Raw genomic sequence first — 17814 nt, 5'->3', positions numbered from 1 at the left:
GCCGACCACCGGCTGGCGTAATCGGACGTCTGGCACGACCTCCTGGGGGCACTCAGCGTGCCTGGGAGGGCCAGCGAGCCGGAGCGCGATCACCGCCAGCAGGACACCGATGGCGACACCGATCGTGTTGGAGAGCCAGTCGTTGGTCGAGCAGGACCGTCCGATCGCCGGGACCAGCGCCTGCACCGTCTCGATCATTGCGGCTGTCGCGCTGGCGCCCACAAGCACCAGCGCGGGACGCCGGGTCGCCACCGAGGCGAACAGCGCCGGTGCCACGAAGAGCACGACGTTGGCGGCGAGCTCGACGCGTCCGGCGGTGGGCAGCGCCCACGCGACGTCGCAGCGTTCGAACGCCCTCCGGTCCGTCGGGAGCATCGTCAGCACCAGCACCGGGAGCGTCCCGAGACCAGTGAGCAGCCAGGCCGCACCCGGCCGGTGGGCCACCAGTCGCCCGACGAGCGGACCGAGGAGGACGAGTGCGACCAGCGCGGCCGGCGACAGCTACGGGTGCTCGACCAGGAACGTTGTGATCACCCCGGAACGCTAACGGGGCCCGACCGGTCACCCCTTCCTCTCTCCGGTGCCGCCAGAACGTGCCGAGATCCCGAGCCCGGAACCTGTGGCGCCGATGCGATGGTTCGATCCGCCGACACCGACCCGTCCCGGTGTGAGCCTGGCGACACCGCCGCGAGGACCGTGCGGACCACGGAGGCCCGGCTCCCCTACGATGGAGGCTGTCCCGACCCGGCCCCCGAAGGAGACCACGCGATGAGCGCCAACCACGGCAACACCCCTGCTGCCTGGACCGGAGTGTCCGTCGTGTTCCTCGGCTTCGTCGTCGCGGGCCTCGGCCTCGTGCTGGAGAACATGCTGATGTTCTGGATCGGCTGCGCGCTCGGCCCGATCGGTGGCCTCGTCGGCTACGTCATGGGCAAGGCCGGCATGGGCGGCACCCCGCTCGAGCACGACTACAACAAGACCACCGCCGGCTCGTGACCCTGCTGGACGCGCCGGACGCCGGGACCGAACGGTCCGGGTCACGGCGGGTCCGCCTGCGACGCGTCCGGCCGCACCTGGTCCTCGCCGGCGTCGTCCTGCTCCTGAGCCTCGCGCTGCACCTGCGCGACCCGCACGACCAGGGCTCCTGGGGTTTCTGCCCCTGGCTGTTGTCGACCGGCACCGCCTGCCCGGGCTGTGGCGGCCTCCGTGCGATCAACGACCTGACCCACGGTGACGTGGCCGCGGCCGCCAGCAGCAACCTGCTGGTGGTCTCCGCGCTGCCGATCGTGGCCGCCCTCTGGGCCCGCAGCCTCGTCCAGACCTGGCGGGACCGGCGTCGGCCCCTGCCTGCGCCCCTCGTCGCCGTCGCCTCGGGGATCGGCCTCGTGGCGATGGTCGTCTTCTGGGTCGCCCGCAACACATCGGCCGGGAGCTGGCTCGCGCCCTGAGTCGGCGTACCGGCCCGTGCTTCCCGAACGAAACCGGCGCTTCCCGAGCGAAGCATCGTTGGGGAAGCGCCGGTTTCACTAGGTACCTAGTGAAACCGGCACCCCTCCGGTAACTGGAACTGGCGGCATCAGGTTGGGAGGGGGGTTGGGGGTCGTGAGAGGCTGGGAGCTGGGGTTTCCCGCCTGCGGGCGGAGTCGTCCGAGCCCCGCACTCGTCCGCGCGAAAGGTCAGTCATGTCCGTCCTCGACCAGATCATCGAGGGGGTGCGTGTCGACCTCGCCGCCCGTGAGGCGACCACGCCGCTGGCCGAGCTGGAGCGCCTCGTCGCCGACGCCGCACCGGCGCTCGACCCGATGCCCGCGCTCGCGGCGCCCGGCGTCAGCGTCATCAGCGAGGTCAAGCGCAAGTCGCCGAGCAAGGGCGACCTGGCCGACATCCCGGACCCTGCCGCGCTGGCCGCGGAGTACGAGTCCGGCGGCGCGTCCGTCATCAGCGTGCTGACCGAGCAACGTCGTTTCGGCGGCTCGCTCGACGACCTCCGCGCGGTCCGCAAGCAGGTCACGATCCCGGTGCTGCGCAAGGACTTCATCGTCACCAGCTACCAGCTGTGGGAGGCCCGCGCCGCCGGCGCCGACCTCGTGCTGCTCATCGTCGCCGGGCTCGACCAGCCGACCCTCGAGCACCTGCACGCCGAGGCCCGCGGGCTCGGCCTCACCGTGCTCGTCGAGGTCCACGACCCCGCCGAGGTGCAGCGCGCCCTCGACGTCGGCGCCACGCTCATCGGCGTCAACGCCCGCAACCTCAAGACCCTCGAGGTCGACGACACCGCCTTCGAGCGCATCGCGCCGTCGCTGCCCGCCGACGCGGTCGCCGTCGCCGAGTCCGGCATCACCGGCCCCGACGACGTACGCCGCGTGGTCGCGGCCGGCGCCGACGCCGTCCTCGTGGGCGAGGCGCTCGTGCGCGGGGGAGACCCGCGCGCCGCGGTCGCGGCCATGGTCGAGGCCGGCCACTCCGACATCCGCCCCTCCCGATCCTGACGTCCCCGACAGGAGACACCGTGAGCACCGAGACGACGCCCCCGCCCGAGACGACCGACCTCGTCAGCGCCTGGCTGCCCGACGCCACCGGCCACTTCGGCGACTTCGGCGGACGCTTCATGCCCGAGGCGCTCATCGCCGCCCTCGACGAGCTCGAGGTCGCCTGGCGCGAGGCCATGGCCGACCCCGAGTTCCTCGCCGAGCTCGACGGCCTCATGCGGGAGTACGCCGGCACGCCCAGCCGTCTCTACGAGGCCCACCGGCTCTCCGAGCACGCCGGCGCCCGCATCCTGCTCAAGCGCGAGGACCTGCTCCACACCGGCGCCCACAAGATCCGCAACGTGCTGGGCCAGGCCCTGCTCACCAAGCGGATGGGCAAGAAGCGCGTCATCGCCGAGACCGGCGCCGGCCAGCACGGCGTCGCCTCGGCCACCGCGGCGGCGTACCTCGGGCTCGACTGCACCGTCTACATGGGCCAGGTCGACACCGAGCGCCAGGCCCTCAACGTCGCCCGCATGCGCCTGCTCGGCGCCGAGGTCATCCCGGTCACGACCGGCTCGGCCACCCTCAAGGACGCCATCAACGAGGCCCTGCGCGACTGGGTGGCCAGCGTCGACTACACGGCGTACCTCTTCGGCACCGCCGCCGGCCCCCACCCGTTCCCCAGCCTGGTCCGCTCCTTCGTGCGCGGCATCGGCGACGAGGCCCGCGCCCAGTGCATCGCGATGACCGGCGGGCTGCCCGACGTCGTCACCGCCTGCGTCGGCGGCGGCTCCAACGCCATCGGCCTCTTCGCCGGCTTCGTCGACGACCCGAGCGTCGAGATCGTCGGCTTCGAGGCCGGCGGCGAGGGCGTCGACACCCCGCGCCACGCCGCCACCATCAGCGGCGGCAGCATCGGCGTGCTCCACGGCGCGCGCACCTACGTGCTGCAGGACGAGGACGGCCAGACGGCGGAGTCGCACTCGATCTCCGCCGGGCTGGACTACCCCGGCGTCGGCCCCGAGCACGCCCACCTCTCGCACGCCGGTCGCGCCCGCTACGAGTCGGTCACCGACGTCGAGGCCATGGAGGCGATGTCGCTGCTGGCCCGCACCGAGGGCATCATCTGCGCCATCGAGACCGCCCACGCCGTCGCCGGCACGCTGCGGCTGGCGAAGGAGAACCCCGACAAGACCTACCTCGTCAACCTGTCGGGCCGCGGCGACAAGGACATGCAGACGGCGAAGGACTGGTTCGGCCTGACCGGCTCCGGCGGCGGCGAGCCCGTGCGCGAGGGTGACAGCCATGAGTGAGAACAGCCGTGTCACCCAGGCCTACGCCCTCGCCCGCGACGAGGGCCGCGCCGCCCTCGTCGGCTACCTGCCCGCCGGCTTCCCCGACGTCGACGGCTCCATCGAGGCCATCAAGGCGATGGCGGCGAACGGCTGCGACGTCATCGAGATCGGGCTGCCCTACTCCGACCCCGTCATGGACGGCCCCACTATCCAGGCCGCCGCCCAGCAGGCGCTCGACCAGGGCACCCGCACCACCGACGTCCTGCGCGTCGTCGAGGCGGTCGCCGACACCGGCGTCGCCACCGTCGTCATGACCTACTGGAACCCCGTCGAGGCGTACGGCGTCGCGCGGTTCGCCGCCGACCTGGCCTCCGCGGGCGGCTCCGGTCTCATCACCCCCGACCTGACGCCCGACGAGGCCGGCCCGTGGCTCGAGGCCTCCGACGCCCACGACCTCGACCGGATCTTCCTCGTCGCGCACTCCTCGACCGAGGCCCGGATCGCCTACACCGTCGAGCACTGCCGCGGCTTCGTCTACGCCGCCGCCGTCATGGGCGTCACCGGCGCCCGGAGCTCGACCAGCGACCTCGCCCCGCCGCTCGTGGCGCGCACCAAGAAGGCCACCGACCTGCCCGTCGGGGTCGGCCTCGGTGTCTCCAACGGCGACCAGGCGGCCGAGATCGCCGGCTACGCCGACGGCGTCATCGTGGGCTCGGCCTTCGTGCGAGCGCTGCTCGACGCCCCCGACCGGGCCACCGCGCTGAAGGACCTGGAGACCCTGACCCTCGACCTCGCCGACGGGGTCCGGCGTGGCTGAGCAGGCTGAGCGGCACCGCCGTCGCGCCCTCGCCGCGCTGCTCGCGGCCGCGGGCCTGGCGCTCACCGCCTGCGGCTCCGGCGCCACCGACGAGGGCGCCGACGGGGCCGTGGTCGAGGGCCTGACCACCTCCGACGACGACGGCATGAACGGCGCCGTCCTCGACGACCCCTACACCTGGGGGAGCGCGGAGCTGACCGCCACCTCGGGTGATGCCGTCGACACGCGGCAGGCGCTGGAGAAGCCCCTGACGCTGGTCTTCTTCGGCTACACCAACTGTCCCGACATCTGCCAGGCCGTGATGGCCGACGTGACCTCTGCGCTGGCCCGCCTCGACGCCGAGCAGGCCGACCAGGTGGCGATGTGGTTCGTCACGACCGACCCGGCGCGGGACGACACCGCCACCCTGCGGGAGTACCTCGACCGCTTCGACCCCGGCTTCGAGGGCCTCACCGGCGACCTGGACGTGATCACCCAGCTGGCCAAGACCGTCTACGTCGGCGTCGACCAGGGCCGCAAGCTGCCCACCGGCGGCTACGAGGTCAACCACGGCACCCCGATCCTGGCCGTGCGCCCGGACGGTAGCGTCCCGATCCTGTGGACCGAGGGCACCTCGGCCTCGAAGCTGGCCGACGACCTCGCCGTGCTCCTGACCGACGGCGTCCCCGAGCAGGAGAGCTGACGTGAACGACCTGGTCCTGCAGTCCATCCCGAGCCCCGAGCAGGGCGTCTGGTACCTCGGCCCGTTCCCGCTGCGCGCCTACGCGCTGTGCATCATCGCCGGCGTCATCGCGGCGGTCTGGATCGGCGACCGGCGCTGGGTGGCCCGCGGCGGCCGCTCCGGCGAGATCGCCGACATCGCCATCTGGGCGGTGCCGTTCGGCATCGTCGGCGGCCGGCTCTACCACGTCATCACCGACAGCGGCTGCTACGTCGGCGGCGCCGACCGCTGCGAGGGCGTCTACAAGGGTCCCTGGGGGATCCTCTACGTCTGGCAGGGCGGCCTCGGCATCTGGGGCGCCATCGCGCTCGGGGCGCTCGGCGCCTACATCGGCGCCCGCCGGGCCGGCATCAAGTTCCTCCCCATGGCCGACGCGCTCGCGCCCGGCGTGGTGGTCGCCCAGGCGATCGGGCGGTTCGGCAACTACTTCAACCAGGAGCTCTTCGGCCGGCCCACTGACGTGCCGTGGGCGCTCGAGATCCCCGACGTCGCCCGCCGCCCCGAGGGCTACCAGCAGTTCGAGACCTTCCACCCGACCTTCCTCTACGAGGCCGTCTGGAACGTCGCCGTCGCCCTGCTGATCATCTGGCTCGACCGCCGCCTCCGGCTCGGTCACGGTCGCGTCTTCGCGCTGTACGTCGCCGGCTACTGCGCCGGCCGCGGCTGGATCGAGTACCTCCGCATCGACCCGGTCGAGGCCAACGACGTCTTCGGGCTGCGGCTCAACGTGTGGACCTCGATCATCGTCGGCCTCGCCGCGATCGCGTTCTTCGTCTGGTCCTCCCGGCGGCACCCCGGTCGCGAGGAGCGGGTCTACCGGCCCGGGCACGGCCCCGACGCCGAGACGGCCGACGGCGAGGACTCCGACACCGACGAGGGCGCCGTACGGGCGTCGGACAGGACGTCCGGAACGGCCTCCGAGCCCGACGAAGGTGAGCCTCACCTTCGGTGAAATGCCCGGCCCGCCTGGCTACCGTGGGCTCGTGAGCGACACCCGATCCCCTGACCAGGCCGGCCAGCCCGCCGACCCCTCCGACGTGCCGGCCCTCGCCGACGTGCGTCCCGACCTGGCCGGACTCTCCGACGAGGAGGTCGTCGAGGAGATCCAGCACGAGCACGCCGACGTCACCGGCGGCTGGCTGCGCCCCGCGCTGTTCGGCGCGATGGACGGCCTGGTCTCCAACGTCGCGCTGATCGCGGGCGTTGCGGGCGGCACCGCGGCCAGCAGCTCCGGCGACGCCTCGACCGCCGTCGTGCTGGCCGGTCTCGCGGGTCTCGCCGCCGGCGCCTTCTCGATGGCGGTGGGGGAGTACAACTCCGTCGCCAGCCAGTCCGAGGCCGCCGAGTTTGAGGTCGCCAAGGAGCGCCGCGAGATCACCCGCAACGGCGCGGGCGAGACCGCCGAGCTGGCCGCGATGTACGCCGCCAAGGGCATCGACGAGGACCTCGCGATGCAGATGGCGGTCCAGGTGCACCACGACCTCGACAACGCCGTCGCGGTGCACGCCAAGGAGGAGTTCGGCATCGACCCCGACGACCTGGCCTCCCCGCTGCTGGCCGGCGGCTCGTCGTTCGTGGCCTTCGCGCTCGGCGCGCTCGTGCCGCTGGTCCCGTACTTCCTGGGCGCGACCACGATCCTGCCCGGCCTGCTGCTGACGATGGTGGCGCTGTTCGCCTGCGGCGCCCTGGTCACCCAGGTGACCGTGCGCAGCTGGTGGTACGGCGGTGCCCGCATGACCATCCTGGGGGCCGCCGCAGCGGCGCTGACCTACGGCTTCGGGTCCCTCGTCGGGGGCGCCGGACTCGGGTGACACCCGGGGTGAGAAACCCCTCGTCGGCCCCGTGTCCACGAACGGTCCGCCCCTTCTCGACACCGGGGCCCAGGTGATGTGATGGGGTACGATTCCGGCACTGGGCCAACGTCGTCCCGCGCCGCCATGCACAGATGGCACCCCTCGTTGCAACGGTGATCCCTCGGGGTCCACCTCATGGCCCGGCTCCCGTGCTCCACAGCGGACCCGGCCCTGCGCGGCGGGTGTCGATGACGCGAAAGGGTGCGCCATGCGGGCCTTCTCCTCGCCGCAGGGCCCTGAAGGGCTCTACGACCCCCGGTTCGAGCACGACGCGTGCGGTGTCGCCTTCGTCGCGACCCTCACCGGCGTCGCCAGCCACGACATCGTCGCCAAGGCGATCCAGGCGCTGCGCAACCTCGACCACCGCGGCGCCGTCGGTGCCGAGCCGGACTCCGGCGACGGCGCGGGCATCCTCATGCAGGTGCCCGACCGCTTCCTGCGCGCGGTCGTCGACTTCGAGCTCCCCGCCGCCGGCACGTACGCCGTGGGCTGCGCCTTCCTGCCCCGCGTCGGGGCCCCGGACGCCTCCGCCACCGACGTCGCCGACCCGCAGGCCACCGACGACGGCGAGGCCGCCGACCTGGCCGCCGAGGCCGTGGCCACCGTCGAGCGCATCGCCGAGGAGGAGGGCCTGACCGTCCTCGGCTGGCGCGACGTGCCCACCACGCCCGACCTGCTCGGCTCCATCGCGCACGGCACCATGCCGACCTTCCGCCAGCTGTTCGTCGCTTCCCGCGAGGGCGAGCTCGGCATGGCGCTCGAGCGGCGCGCCTTCGTGCTGCGCAAGCGGGCGGAGAAGGAGGCGGAGGTCTACTTCCCGACGCTGTCCTCGCGCACCCTCGGCTACAAGGGCATGCTCACCACCGACCAGCTCGACCGGTTCTTCCCCGACCTCGTCGACGAGCGCGTCGAGTCGGCGATCGGCGTGGTGCACTCCCGCTTCAGCACCAACACGTTCCCGAGCTGGCCGCTGGCCCACCCGTTCCGGTTCATCGCCCACAACGGCGAGATCAACACCGTCATGGGCAACCGCAACTGGATGCGGGCCCGCGAGGCGCTGCTCGCCAGCGACCTGATCCCCGGCGACCTCGAGCGGATCTTCCCGATCTGCACCACCGGCGCCAGCGACTCGGCGTCCTTCGACGAGGTCCTCGAGCTGCTGCACCTCGGCGGCCGCACGCTCCCGCACGCCGTGCTCATGATGATCCCGGAGGCGTGGGAGAACCACGCCACCATGGACGCGAAGCGCCGCGCGTTCTACGAGTTCCACTCCACCGTGATGGAGCCCTGGGACGGTCCCGCCTGCGTGACCTTCACCGACGGCACCCAGGTCGGCGCGGTCCTCGACCGCAACGGCCTGCGCCCCAGCCGCTACTGGGTCACCGAGGACGGTCTCGTCGTCCTCGCCTCCGAGGTCGGCGTCCTCGACATCGACCCCGCCACCGTGGTGCGCAAGGGCCGGCTCCAGCCGGGCCGCATGTTCCTCGTCGACACCGAGGAGCACCGCATCATCGAGGACGAGGAGATCAAGGGCGACCTCGCCTCGCAGCACCCGTACGACGAGTGGCTGCACGCCGGCCTCATCAAGCTCGAGGACGTCACCGACCGCGAGCACGTCATCCACACCCACGCCTCGGTCACCCGCCGCCAGCAGGTCTTCGGCTACACCGAGGAGCAGAAGCGCGTCCTGCTCGCGCCGATGGCCAAGACCGGCGCCGAGCCGATCGGCTCGATGGGCACCGACACCCCCATCGCCGCGCTGTCGGACAAGCCGCGTCTGCTGTTCGACTACTTCAGCCAGCTCTTCGCGCAGGTCACCAACCCGCCGCTCGACGCCATCCGCGAGGAGCTCGTCACCTCCCTCAACGGCAGCATCGGCCCGGAGGGCAACCTGCTCACCCCGAGCCCGCACTCCTGTCGCCAGGTGGTGCTGCCGTTCCCGGTGATCGACAACGACGAGCTGGCCAAGATCCGTCACATCAACCGTGACGGCGACATGCCGGGCTTCATCACCCACGTCTCCCGCGGTCTCTACGACCTCACCGGGGGAGGCCAGGCGCTGGCCACCCGTCTCGAGGAGATCTGCCGCGAGACCTCGGAGGCCATCGCCAACGGCGCGCGCATCATCGTGCTGTCGGACCGCCACTCCAACGCCGAGCGCGCCCCGATCCCGTCGCTGCTGCTCACCGCCGCGGTCCACCACCACCTGGTGCGCGAGAAGACCCGCACCCAGGTCGGGCTGGTCATCGAGGCCGGCGACGTCCGCGAGGTCCACCACGTCGCGCTGCTCATCGGGTACGGCGCCGCCGCCGTCAACCCCTACCTGGCGATGGAGACCGTCGAGGACATGGCCCGCGACGGCCACTTCGTCGACATCGAGCCCGAGAAGGCCGTCCGCAACCTGGTCAAGGCGCTCGGCAAGGGCGTCCTCAAGGTGATGAGCAAGATGGGCGTCTCGACCGTCGCGTCCTACACCGGCGCGCAGATCTTCGAGGCCGTCGGCCTGTCGCAGGACCTCGTCGACCACTACTTCACCGGCACCGTCAGCAAGCTCGGCGGCATCGGCCTGGACACGGTCGCGCTCGAGGTCGCCCGCCGCCACGCCACGGCGTACCCGGTCGACGGGCTGCCGCCCGCGCACCGCTCGCTCGAGGTCGGCGGGGAGTACCAGTGGCGCCGCGAGGGCGAGCCGCACCTGTTCGACCCCGAGACCGTCTTCCGGCTCCAGCACGCCACGCGCACCGGCAAGTACGACGTGTTCAAGCAGTACACCCAGCGCGTCGACGAGCAGTCCGAGCGACTGATGACGCTGCGCGGGCTGTTCCAGCTCAAGGGCGCCGAGGCGATGGGCCGCACGCCGGTCCCGATCGACGAGGTCGAGCCGGTCTCGGAGATCGTCAAGCGGTTCTCCACCGGCGCGATGTCCTACGGGTCGATCAGCCAGGAGGCCCACGAGACCCTCGCCATCGCGATGAACCGCCTCGGCGGCAAGTCCAACACCGGTGAGGGCGGCGAGGACGCCGACCGGCTCCACGACCCCGAGCGCCGCAGCTCGATCAAGCAGGTCGCGTCCGGCCGATTCGGCGTGACCTCGGAGTACCTCACCAACGCTGACGACATCCAGATCAAGATGGCGCAGGGCGCGAAGCCCGGCGAGGGCGGCCAGCTGCCGGGCCACAAGGTCTACCCGTGGGTGGCCAAGACCCGCTACAGCACGCCCGGCGTGGGCCTGATCTCCCCGCCGCCGCACCACGACATCTACTCGATCGAGGACCTCGCCCAGCTCATCCACGACCTGAAGAACGCGAACCCGTCCGCCCGGGTCCACGTGAAGCTGGTCGCCGAGGTGGGTGTCGGCACGGTCGCGGCGGGTGTCTCGAAGGCGCACGCCGACGTGGTGCTGATCTCCGGCCACGACGGCGGCACCGGCGCCTCGCCGCTGACCTCGCTCAAGCACGCCGGCGGACCGTGGGAACTCGGCCTGGCCGAGACCCAGCAGACGCTGCTGCTCAACGGGCTGCGCGACCGGATCGTGGTGCAGGCCGACGGCCAGCTCAAGACCGGCCGCGACGTCATCATCGCCGCGCTGCTCGGGGCCGAGGAGTTCGGCTTCGCGACCGCGCCGCTGGTGGTCTCGGGCTGCATCATGATGCGCGTCTGCCACCTCGACACCTGTCCGGTCGGCGTGGCCACGCAGAACCCCACGCTGCGCCAGCGCTACACCGGCAAGGCGGAGTACGTCGTCACCTTCTTCGAGTACATCGCCGAGGAGGTGCGCGAGCTGCTCGCCGAGCTCGGCTTCCGCACGCTCGAGGAGGCCGTCGGCATGGTCGAGGCCATCGACATCGCGCCGGCCGTCGACCACTGGAAGGCCTCGGGCCTCGACCTGACGCCGATCCTGCACGTGCCGCCGCTGCCCGAGGGCGCCTCGCGGCACAACGCCACCGGCCAGGACCACGGCCTCGACAAGGCGCTGGACAACCAGCTGGTCGAGATCGCCGCCGACGCCCTGGAGCGGGGCGAGCCGGTGCGGGCGCAGCTCGAGGTGCGCAACGTCAACCGGACCGTCGGCACGATCCTGGGCCACGAGGTCACCAAGCGCTACAAGGGCGAGGGCCTGCCGGACGGCACCATCGACATCACGTTCCTCGGGTCGGCCGGGCAGTCCTTCGGGGCCTTCCTGCCGAGCGGCATCACGCTGCGCCTGGAGGGTGACGCCAACGACTACGTCGGCAAGGGCCTGTCCGGCGGCCGCATCGTCGTACGCCCCGACCAGGCGGCGACCTTCGACGCGGCCGAGCAGATCATCGCCGGCAACGTCATCGGCTACGGCGCCACCGACGGCGAGATCTACCTGCGCGGCCAGGTCGGCGAGCGCTTCTGCGTGCGCAACTCCGGCGCCGTCGCGGTCGTCGAGGGCGTGGGCGACCACGGCTGCGAGTACATGACCGGGGGACGGGCCGTCGTGCTCGGACAGACCGGTCGCAACTTCGCCGCCGGCATGTCCGGCGGCGTGGCCTTCGTGCTCGACCTCGACGAGGGCAACGTCAACCCCGAGCTCGTCGAGCTCAACGCGGTCACCGACGACGCCGTCGCCGAGCTCGAGGGCTTCGTGCGCCGCCACTTCGAGGAGACCGGGTCCACCGTCGCCGAGAAGCTGCTGGCGGACTGGTCGTCGTCGGTCGAGCGGTTCACCGAGGTGATGCCACGCGACTACAAGCGAGTGCTGGACGCCCGTGCCGAGGCCCTGGAAGAGGGTCTCGACGAGGACGAGGCGAACGCCCGGATCATGGAGGTGCTTCATGGCTGACCCACGCGGATTCCTGAAGGCGGGACGGCAGGGCGCCGACCGTCGCCCGGTCCACGAGCGGGTGAAGGACTGGAACGAGGTCTACCCCGACAGCGCCGGACGGGCGGTGCTGCCGATCATCACCACGCAGGCCGGTCGCTGCATGGACTGCGGCATCCCGTTCTGCCACCAGGGCTGCCCGCTGGGCAACCTGATCCCGGAGTGGAACGACCTGGTCTGGCGCGACGACTGGGAGGAGGCCGTCGAGCGTCTGCACGCGACGAACAACTTCCCGGAGTTCACCGGCCGCCTGTGCCCCGCGCCCTGCGAGACCGCCTGCGTGCTGGGCATCAACCAGGACCCGGTCACGATCAAGAACGTCGAGGTCGCCATCGCCGACCGTGCCTGGGACGACGGACTGGTCCGTCCCCAGCCGCCGGAGTGGCTGTCCGGCGGCCGCGTGGCCGTCATCGGCTCCGGGCCCGCCGGCCTGGCCGCGGCCCAGCAGCTCACCCGCGCCGGTCACACGGTCGTGGTCTACGAGCGGGCGGACAAGCCCGGCGGGCTGATGCGCTACGGCATCCCCGAGTTCAAGATGGAGAAGCGCTTCCTCGACCGCCGGCTGCGCCAGATGGAGCGCGAGGGCACGGTCTTCCGCAACGGCGTCGAGGTCGGCACGGACATCAGCTGGACCCAGCTGCGCGAGCGCTTCGACGCCGTCGTGCTGGCCATCGGCTCCACGGTCGCGCGCGACCTGCCGGTCCCGGGCCGCGAGCTCGACGGCATTCACCAGGCCATGGAGTTCCTGCCGCAGGCCAACCGCGTCGCGCTCGGCGAGGAGGTCGAGGGCCAGATCACCGCCACCGGCAAGCACGTCGTGATCATCGGCGGCGGAGACACCGGCGCCGACTGCTTGGGCACCTCGCTGCGCCAGGAGGCCGCCTCGGTCACCCAGCTCGAGATCATGTCGCAGCCCGGGCAGGACCGTCCCGGCAACCAGCCGTGGCCGACGTACCCGATGCTCTTCCGGGTCTCCTCGGCCCACGAGGAGGGCGGCGACCGCGTCTACTCCGCCTCGACCAAGCAGTTCCTCGGCACGGAGGACGGCAAGGTCCGCGCGCTGCAGATCGTGGAGGTCGACGCGAAATTCCAGGAGATCGAGGGCAGCGAGAAGGAGATCCCGGCCGACCTGGTGCTCTTCGCCATGGGCTTCACGGGTCCCGAGAGCGACGTGCTGGTCGACCAGCTCGGCCTCGACCTCGACGACCGCACGAACGTCCGCCGCGACTCGACGTACGCCTCGTCGGCGAAGGGCGTGTACGTCGCCGGCGACGCGGGGCGCGGGCAGTCGCTCATCGTGTGGGCGATCGCCGAGGGGCGGGCCGCCGCGGCTGCGGTGGACACCTACCTGCGCGGCTCGACGACGCTGCCGTCGCCGATCCCGCCGACCGCGCGACCGCTCGTCGTCTGAGGCACGGCGCCCGGGCCCCGGGCGCCGCCGGACCGGTACGTTCCAGTCGGGTGAATTCCTTGGAACGTTCCAGGAGAAGGATTGGGCCGGTCGGGGGAGCGGTAGGGTCCAACCGTGCGTAGAGCCAAGATCGTCTGCACCCTGGGTCCCGCGACCTCCACCCCCGAGCGCATCCGTGAGCTGGTCGAGGCCGGCATGGACGTCGCCCGGCTGAACCTGAGCCACGGCACCTACGAGGACCACGAGAAGGTCTATCGGATGGTTCGCGACGCCTCGGACGCCACCGGGCGCGGTGTCGGCATCCTCGTGGACCTCCAGGGCCCCAAGATCCGCCTCGGCAAGATCAAGGTCGGCCCGATCGACCTGACCGACGGCCAGGAGATCACCATCACGACCCGGGACGTCCCCGGGGACGCCGAGGTCGTCAGCACGACGTACCAGGGGCTGCCGGGCGACGTCTCCGCCGGCGACCAGGTGCTCATCGACGACGGCCGGGTGCGCCTCGAGGTGGTCTCGGTCGACGGCACCGACGTGCTGTGCCGCTGCAACGGCGGCGGACGCATCAGCGACAACAAGGGCATCAACCTGCCCGGCGTCGCGGTCTCGGTGCCGGCGATGAGCGAGAAGGACAAGGACGACCTGCGCTGGGCGCTGAAGCTGACCGCCGACATCATCGCGCTGTCGTTCGTCCGCTCGGCCGCCGACGTCGACGACGTCCGCGCGATCATGGACGAGGAGGGCGTGCACCTGCCCGTCATCGCCAAGATCGAGAAGCCGCAGGCCATCGACAACCTCGCCGAGATCGTGCGTGCCTTCGACGGCTGCATGGTCGCCCGCGGCGACCTCGGCGTCGAGTGCCCGCTCGAGGACGTCCCGTTCCTGCAGAAGCAGGTCATCGAGCTGACCCGGCGCAACGCCAAGCCGGTCATCACCGCCACCCAGATGCTGGAGTCGATGATCAGCGCGCCGCGGCCCACCCGCGCCGAGGCCTCCGACGTCGCCAACGCGGTGCTCGACGGCACCGACGCGGTGATGCTGTCCGGCGAGACCAGCGTGGGGGAGTACCCCATCGAGACCGTCTCCACGATGGCGCGCATCATCGAGTCCACCGAGGACCACGTGCTGCCGCGCATGGCCGCCATCGACTGGCAGCCGCGCACCCGCGGCGGTGTGGTGGCCAAGGCCGCCGCCGAGGTCGCCGAGCGGGTGGGGGCGAAGTACCTCGTCGCGTTCTCCGTCAGCGGCGACTCCGCCCGCCGGCTCTCGCGCTACCGCAGCGAGATCCCGGTGCTGGCCTTCACCCCGGTCCCGCACGTGCGCTCGCAGCTGTGCATGTCGTGGGGCGTCGAGACGTTCATCGGCGCGTCCGTGGACCACACCGACGAGATGGTGCGCCAGGTCGACGAGGCGCTGCTGAAGATCGGCCGCGTCGAGGAGGGCGACCTCGTGGTCATCATCGCCGGCAGCCCGCCCGGCATCCCCGGGTCGACCAACGCGCTGCGCATCCACCGGATGGGCGACGCGATCAACGAGGTCGCGCCCGCCTACCGCCGCGGTTCCAGGTCCTGACCCCGCTCGGCGCGACGGCACGTGCGTCGCGAGGCGGGACGGTGCCCCGGGTGGGATTCGAACCCACACTGGATGGTGTTTGAGACCACTGCCTCTGCCATTGGGCTACCGGGGCCGTTCGAGCCGGGCGCACCGGTCGAGCCAGGCACACGGTAGCCGACCACGACGGCGTACGAGGGACCGGACCGGGGCGGTGGGTGGCCCTCGGTCTCAGCCGGCGGACCGGCGGGGCTCCAGGGTTCACATCCGTACGACGCGGTGGCAGGGTGGGGCCTCCACGAAGGATGTCGACGAGGGAGCACGAGTGGGTGTGAGCAAGGCCTTGGCGCGCAGCGCCCGGACGTGGCTCGACCTCTCGGCGGCACGGTTCGGACAGGCGCGCGCGATCACCAACGCCCGCCACGAGGCCACCCGGCTGTCGCGCCAGCGTGTCGAGCGCGAGGACGTGCGCCTCTACCTCGACCAGCTCGACGGCCCCGGCCGTCACGACGGTCCGGACCTCGACGGGGCGGACCGCGACGGCTCCTCGGACGGCGACATCGCGCCCCCGCGACGCGGCCACGCCTGACCTGCCACTACCCTGGGCTGCCGTGACCCCGACCCCGCCCCCCTCGCCGTCGCCGGCCAGCCCCTCCCGTGCGTCGCAAGCCGCCGGCGTACGGCGACGCGTGGTCATCGCCGAGGACGAGGCGCTGATCCGCATGGACCTCGCCGAGATGCTCGTCGAGGAGGACTTCGAGGTCGTCGGCCAGGCCGGTGACGGGGAGACCGCGATCGAGCTGGCGCGGGAGCACCGCCCCGACCTCGTGGTGCTCGACGTCAAGATGCCGCGGCTCGACGGCATCGCCGCGGCCCAGACCATCGCGGCCGAGCGGATCGCCCCCGTCGTGATCCTGACCGCCTTCAGCCAGCGCGAGCTGATCGAGCGGGCGCGCGACGCCGGTGCGATGGCCTACCTGGTCAAGCCCTTCACCAAGAACGACCTCGTGCCCGCCATCGAGATGGCGCTGAGCCGCTTCGCCGAGCTCCGCCAGGTCGAGTCGGAGGTCGCCGACCTCACCGAGCGTCTCGAGACCCGCAAGCTGGTCGACCGCGCCAAGGGCGTCCTGCAGCAGCGCCTCGAGCTCTCCGAGCCCGAGGCCTTCCGGTGGATCCAGAAGACCGCCATGGACCTGCGGCTGTCGATGAAGCAGGTCGCCGAGGGCGTCCTGACCCACGGCCCGGAGCTCGTCGAGCGCACCGGCACGGGGACGGGGGCGGAAACCACGGCCGGCGACGCCTCCGCCGAGGAGCCTCCGGGCCGCGCGGACTGACGCTCGCGGAGCCGGGCTTTTCCGGACACTTCCAGCTCCCGATCACGAATGTGCAACAACACGGCCCGTTCGGGCCTTTCGCTCTGCTCCGCAGCGGCTTTTTGTGGATAGGTTGCACCCCAATATCAAGTCATGCCCAGTGACCCTGCAAGGCATGCTCCACTGGCACAACTTTCCGGAGGCTCCATGAAACGCCCGAACCGCGCTTCGCGCTTCGCCGTGGCCTGCGCCGCGTCGGCTCTGGTCCTCGCTGCTTGCGGCGACGACTCCAGCAGCACCGAAGGGTCCGACACCCCGGCCGGCGAGGAGTCGTCGTCCAGCGAGGGCTCCGCCGAGCCCACGGGTGACGGTGTCCTCAAGGTCGGCACGCTGCTGCCCCAGACCGGTGACCTCGCCTTCCTCGGCCCCCCGGAGTTCGCGGGCGTCCAGCTGGCCGTCGACGAGATCAACGAGGCCGGCGGCGTGCTCGGCAAGCCGGTCGAGAAGATCGACGCCGACTCCGGTGACGGCACCCCCGACATCGCCGGCGGTGAGGTCGACAACCTGCTCAGCGAGGACGTCGACACCATCATCGGTGCGGCCGCCTCCGGCGTCTCGGTGTCGGTCATCGACAAGATCACCGGTGCCGGCGTCGTCCAGTTCTCCCCGGCCAACACCGCGGCGGGCTTCGACACCTACGAGGACAACGGTCTGTACTTCCGCACCGCTCCCTCCGACGTGCTCCAGGGCCAGCTGCTGGCGAACCTGGTCGTCGAGGACGGCTTCGAGAACGTCGCCATCATGGGTCGCCAGGACTTCTACGGCGAGGGCCTCTCCGAGACCGTGCGTGACTCGGTCGAGGAGAAGGGTGCTGCGGTCAGCGAGTTCGTGCTCTACGCCGCGGACGCCACGAAGTTCAGCGCCGAGGTCACCAAGATCGCGGCCAGCAAGCCCGACGCCCTGGTCCTGGTCGCCTTCAACGAGACGACCAAGATCATCCCGCAGCTCATCGCCAACAACATCGGCCCCGACGACATCCAGATCTACTTCGTGGATGGCAACCTGGCCGACTACTCGGCGGAGAGCTTCGACCTCACCGGCGTCAAGGGCACGGTGCCGGTCTCGGCCGACCCCGACCCGGGCTTCAACGACCGTCTCCTCGAGGTCGACCCCAAGCTGAAGGACTTCAGCTACGGCCCGCAGGCCTACGACGCCACGATCATCACCGCTCTCGCGGCGGTCGCGGCCGGGGACGACAGCGGTGAGGCCATCGGCGCCAACATCGTCGACGTCACCACCGAGGGCACCCAGTGCACCACCTTCGAGGAGTGCGCTCAGCTCCTCGAGGACGGTGAGGACATCGACTTCCAGGGTGCCAGCGGTCCGGCCGACATGAACGACAGCGGCTCGCTGCAGGCCGGCACGTACGGCATCAACGAGTACAAGAAGGGCAACACCTACGAGCAGATCGACACGGTCTCCGGCGTCCTGCCGTGACCCTCTGATCCACGCTCCACACGCGAGGGCCCGGTCGCT

At 71.5% G+C, this 17814-nt stretch carries 14 protein-coding genes and 1 tRNA gene; 14 read left to right on the top strand and 1 reads right to left on the bottom strand.

The window, feature by feature from the left end:
- The first annotated feature begins 768 nt into the window (after positions 1-768).
- The 11 genes from G7072_RS11160 (at position 769) to pyk (ending at position 14986) form a co-directional block, all read left to right on the top strand.
- Complete coding sequence (locus G7072_RS11160; RefSeq protein ID WP_166086358.1) at positions 769-996, top strand: HGxxPAAW family protein; 228 nt, start codon at positions 769-771, stop codon at positions 994-996.
- A complete protein-coding gene (locus G7072_RS11155) occupies positions 993-1448 on the top strand; it encodes a DUF2752 domain-containing protein (protein WP_206063086.1) in 456 nt (151 codons plus the stop codon). Before G7072_RS11160 ends, G7072_RS11155 begins: the two co-directional genes overlap by 4 nt.
- A 234-nt stretch (positions 1449-1682) precedes the next feature.
- Complete coding sequence (gene trpC, locus G7072_RS11150) at positions 1683-2489, top strand: indole-3-glycerol phosphate synthase TrpC (RefSeq protein WP_166086355.1); 807 nt, start codon at positions 1683-1685, stop codon at positions 2487-2489.
- Positions 2490-2563: 74 nt separating this feature from the next.
- Complete coding sequence (gene trpB / locus G7072_RS11145; protein WP_277343415.1) at positions 2564-3784, top strand: tryptophan synthase subunit beta; 1221 nt, start codon at positions 2564-2566, stop codon at positions 3782-3784.
- Positions 3777-4583 (top strand): tryptophan synthase subunit alpha, encoded by an 807-nt coding sequence (gene trpA / locus G7072_RS11140; protein ID WP_166086353.1) that lies wholly within the window; start codon positions 3777-3779, stop codon positions 4581-4583. Before trpB ends, trpA begins: the two co-directional genes overlap by 8 nt.
- Positions 4576-5265, top strand: a complete 690-nt coding sequence (locus G7072_RS11135) for an SCO family protein (RefSeq protein WP_166086351.1) — start codon at positions 4576-4578, stop codon at positions 5263-5265. The genes trpA and G7072_RS11135 overlap by 8 nt, the downstream gene beginning before the upstream one ends.
- Before the next feature lies 1 nt (position 5266).
- Positions 5267-6256: a prolipoprotein diacylglyceryl transferase gene (gene lgt / locus G7072_RS11130; protein WP_240916888.1), complete on the top strand. Its 990-nt coding sequence runs from the start codon at positions 5267-5269 to the stop codon at positions 6254-6256.
- A 31-nt stretch (positions 6257-6287) separates the two neighbouring features.
- Positions 6288-7115, top strand: a complete 828-nt coding sequence (locus G7072_RS11125) for a VIT1/CCC1 transporter family protein (protein ID WP_240916886.1) — start codon at positions 6288-6290, stop codon at positions 7113-7115.
- Positions 7116-7365: 250 nt separating this feature from the next.
- Positions 7366-11967: a glutamate synthase large subunit gene (gene gltB, locus G7072_RS11120; protein WP_166086347.1), complete on the top strand. Its 4602-nt coding sequence runs from the start codon at positions 7366-7368 to the stop codon at positions 11965-11967.
- Positions 11960-13417: a glutamate synthase subunit beta gene (locus G7072_RS11115; protein WP_166086345.1), complete on the top strand. Its 1458-nt coding sequence runs from the start codon at positions 11960-11962 to the stop codon at positions 13415-13417. Before gltB ends, G7072_RS11115 begins: the two co-directional genes overlap by 8 nt.
- A 114-nt stretch (positions 13418-13531) precedes the next feature.
- Positions 13532-14986 (top strand): pyruvate kinase, encoded by a 1455-nt coding sequence (gene pyk, locus G7072_RS11110; protein ID WP_166086343.1) that lies wholly within the window; start codon positions 13532-13534, stop codon positions 14984-14986.
- Between the two features lie 42 nt (positions 14987-15028).
- Here pyk and G7072_RS11105 read toward each other — a convergent pair.
- A tRNA-Leu gene (locus tag G7072_RS11105) sits at positions 15029-15101 on the bottom strand.
- Between the two features lie 195 nt (positions 15102-15296).
- On the opposite strand from G7072_RS11105, the gene G7072_RS11100 reads away from it, so the two are divergent.
- The 3 genes from G7072_RS11100 (at position 15297) to G7072_RS11090 (ending at position 17775) form a co-directional block, all read left to right on the top strand.
- The gene (locus G7072_RS11100; protein WP_166086341.1) at positions 15297-15554 is read left to right on the top strand and encodes a hypothetical protein; all 258 of its coding nucleotides are present in this window, start codon (positions 15297-15299) and stop codon (positions 15552-15554) included.
- A gap of 100 nt (positions 15555-15654) precedes the next feature.
- Complete coding sequence (locus G7072_RS11095) at positions 15655-16299, top strand: response regulator (protein WP_346766231.1); 645 nt, start codon at positions 15655-15657, stop codon at positions 16297-16299.
- Positions 16300-16485: 186 nt separating this feature from the next.
- Positions 16486-17775, top strand: coding sequence for an ABC transporter substrate-binding protein (locus G7072_RS11090; RefSeq protein WP_166086337.1), 1290 nt, complete (start codon positions 16486-16488; stop codon positions 17773-17775).
- Positions 17776-17814 lie beyond the last annotated feature (39 nt).

Origin of the sequence: Nocardioides sp. HDW12B (assembly GCF_011299595.1) — a bacterium.
Taxonomy (GTDB): Bacteria; Actinomycetota; Actinomycetes; order Propionibacteriales; family Nocardioidaceae; genus Marmoricola_A.
The sequence above is the reverse complement of the archived record's forward strand: the minus strand, read 5'-3'. Positions and strand labels throughout refer to the sequence as shown.

Coding starts and splice junctions, on each gene's coding strand:
- G7072_RS11160 (WP_166086358.1), top strand. CDS start 769: ATGAGCGCCAACCACGGCAACACCCCTGCTGCCTGGACCGGAGTGTCC.
- trpC (WP_166086355.1), top strand. CDS start 1,683: ATGTCCGTCCTCGACCAGATCATCGAGGGGGTGCGTGTCGACCTCGCC.
- trpA (WP_166086353.1), top strand. CDS start 3,777: ATGAGTGAGAACAGCCGTGTCACCCAGGCCTACGCCCTCGCCCGCGAC.
- gltB (WP_166086347.1), top strand. CDS start 7,366: ATGCGGGCCTTCTCCTCGCCGCAGGGCCCTGAAGGGCTCTACGACCCC.
- G7072_RS11115 (WP_166086345.1), top strand. CDS start 11,960: ATGGCTGACCCACGCGGATTCCTGAAGGCGGGACGGCAGGGCGCCGAC.
- G7072_RS11090 (WP_166086337.1), top strand. CDS start 16,486: ATGAAACGCCCGAACCGCGCTTCGCGCTTCGCCGTGGCCTGCGCCGCG.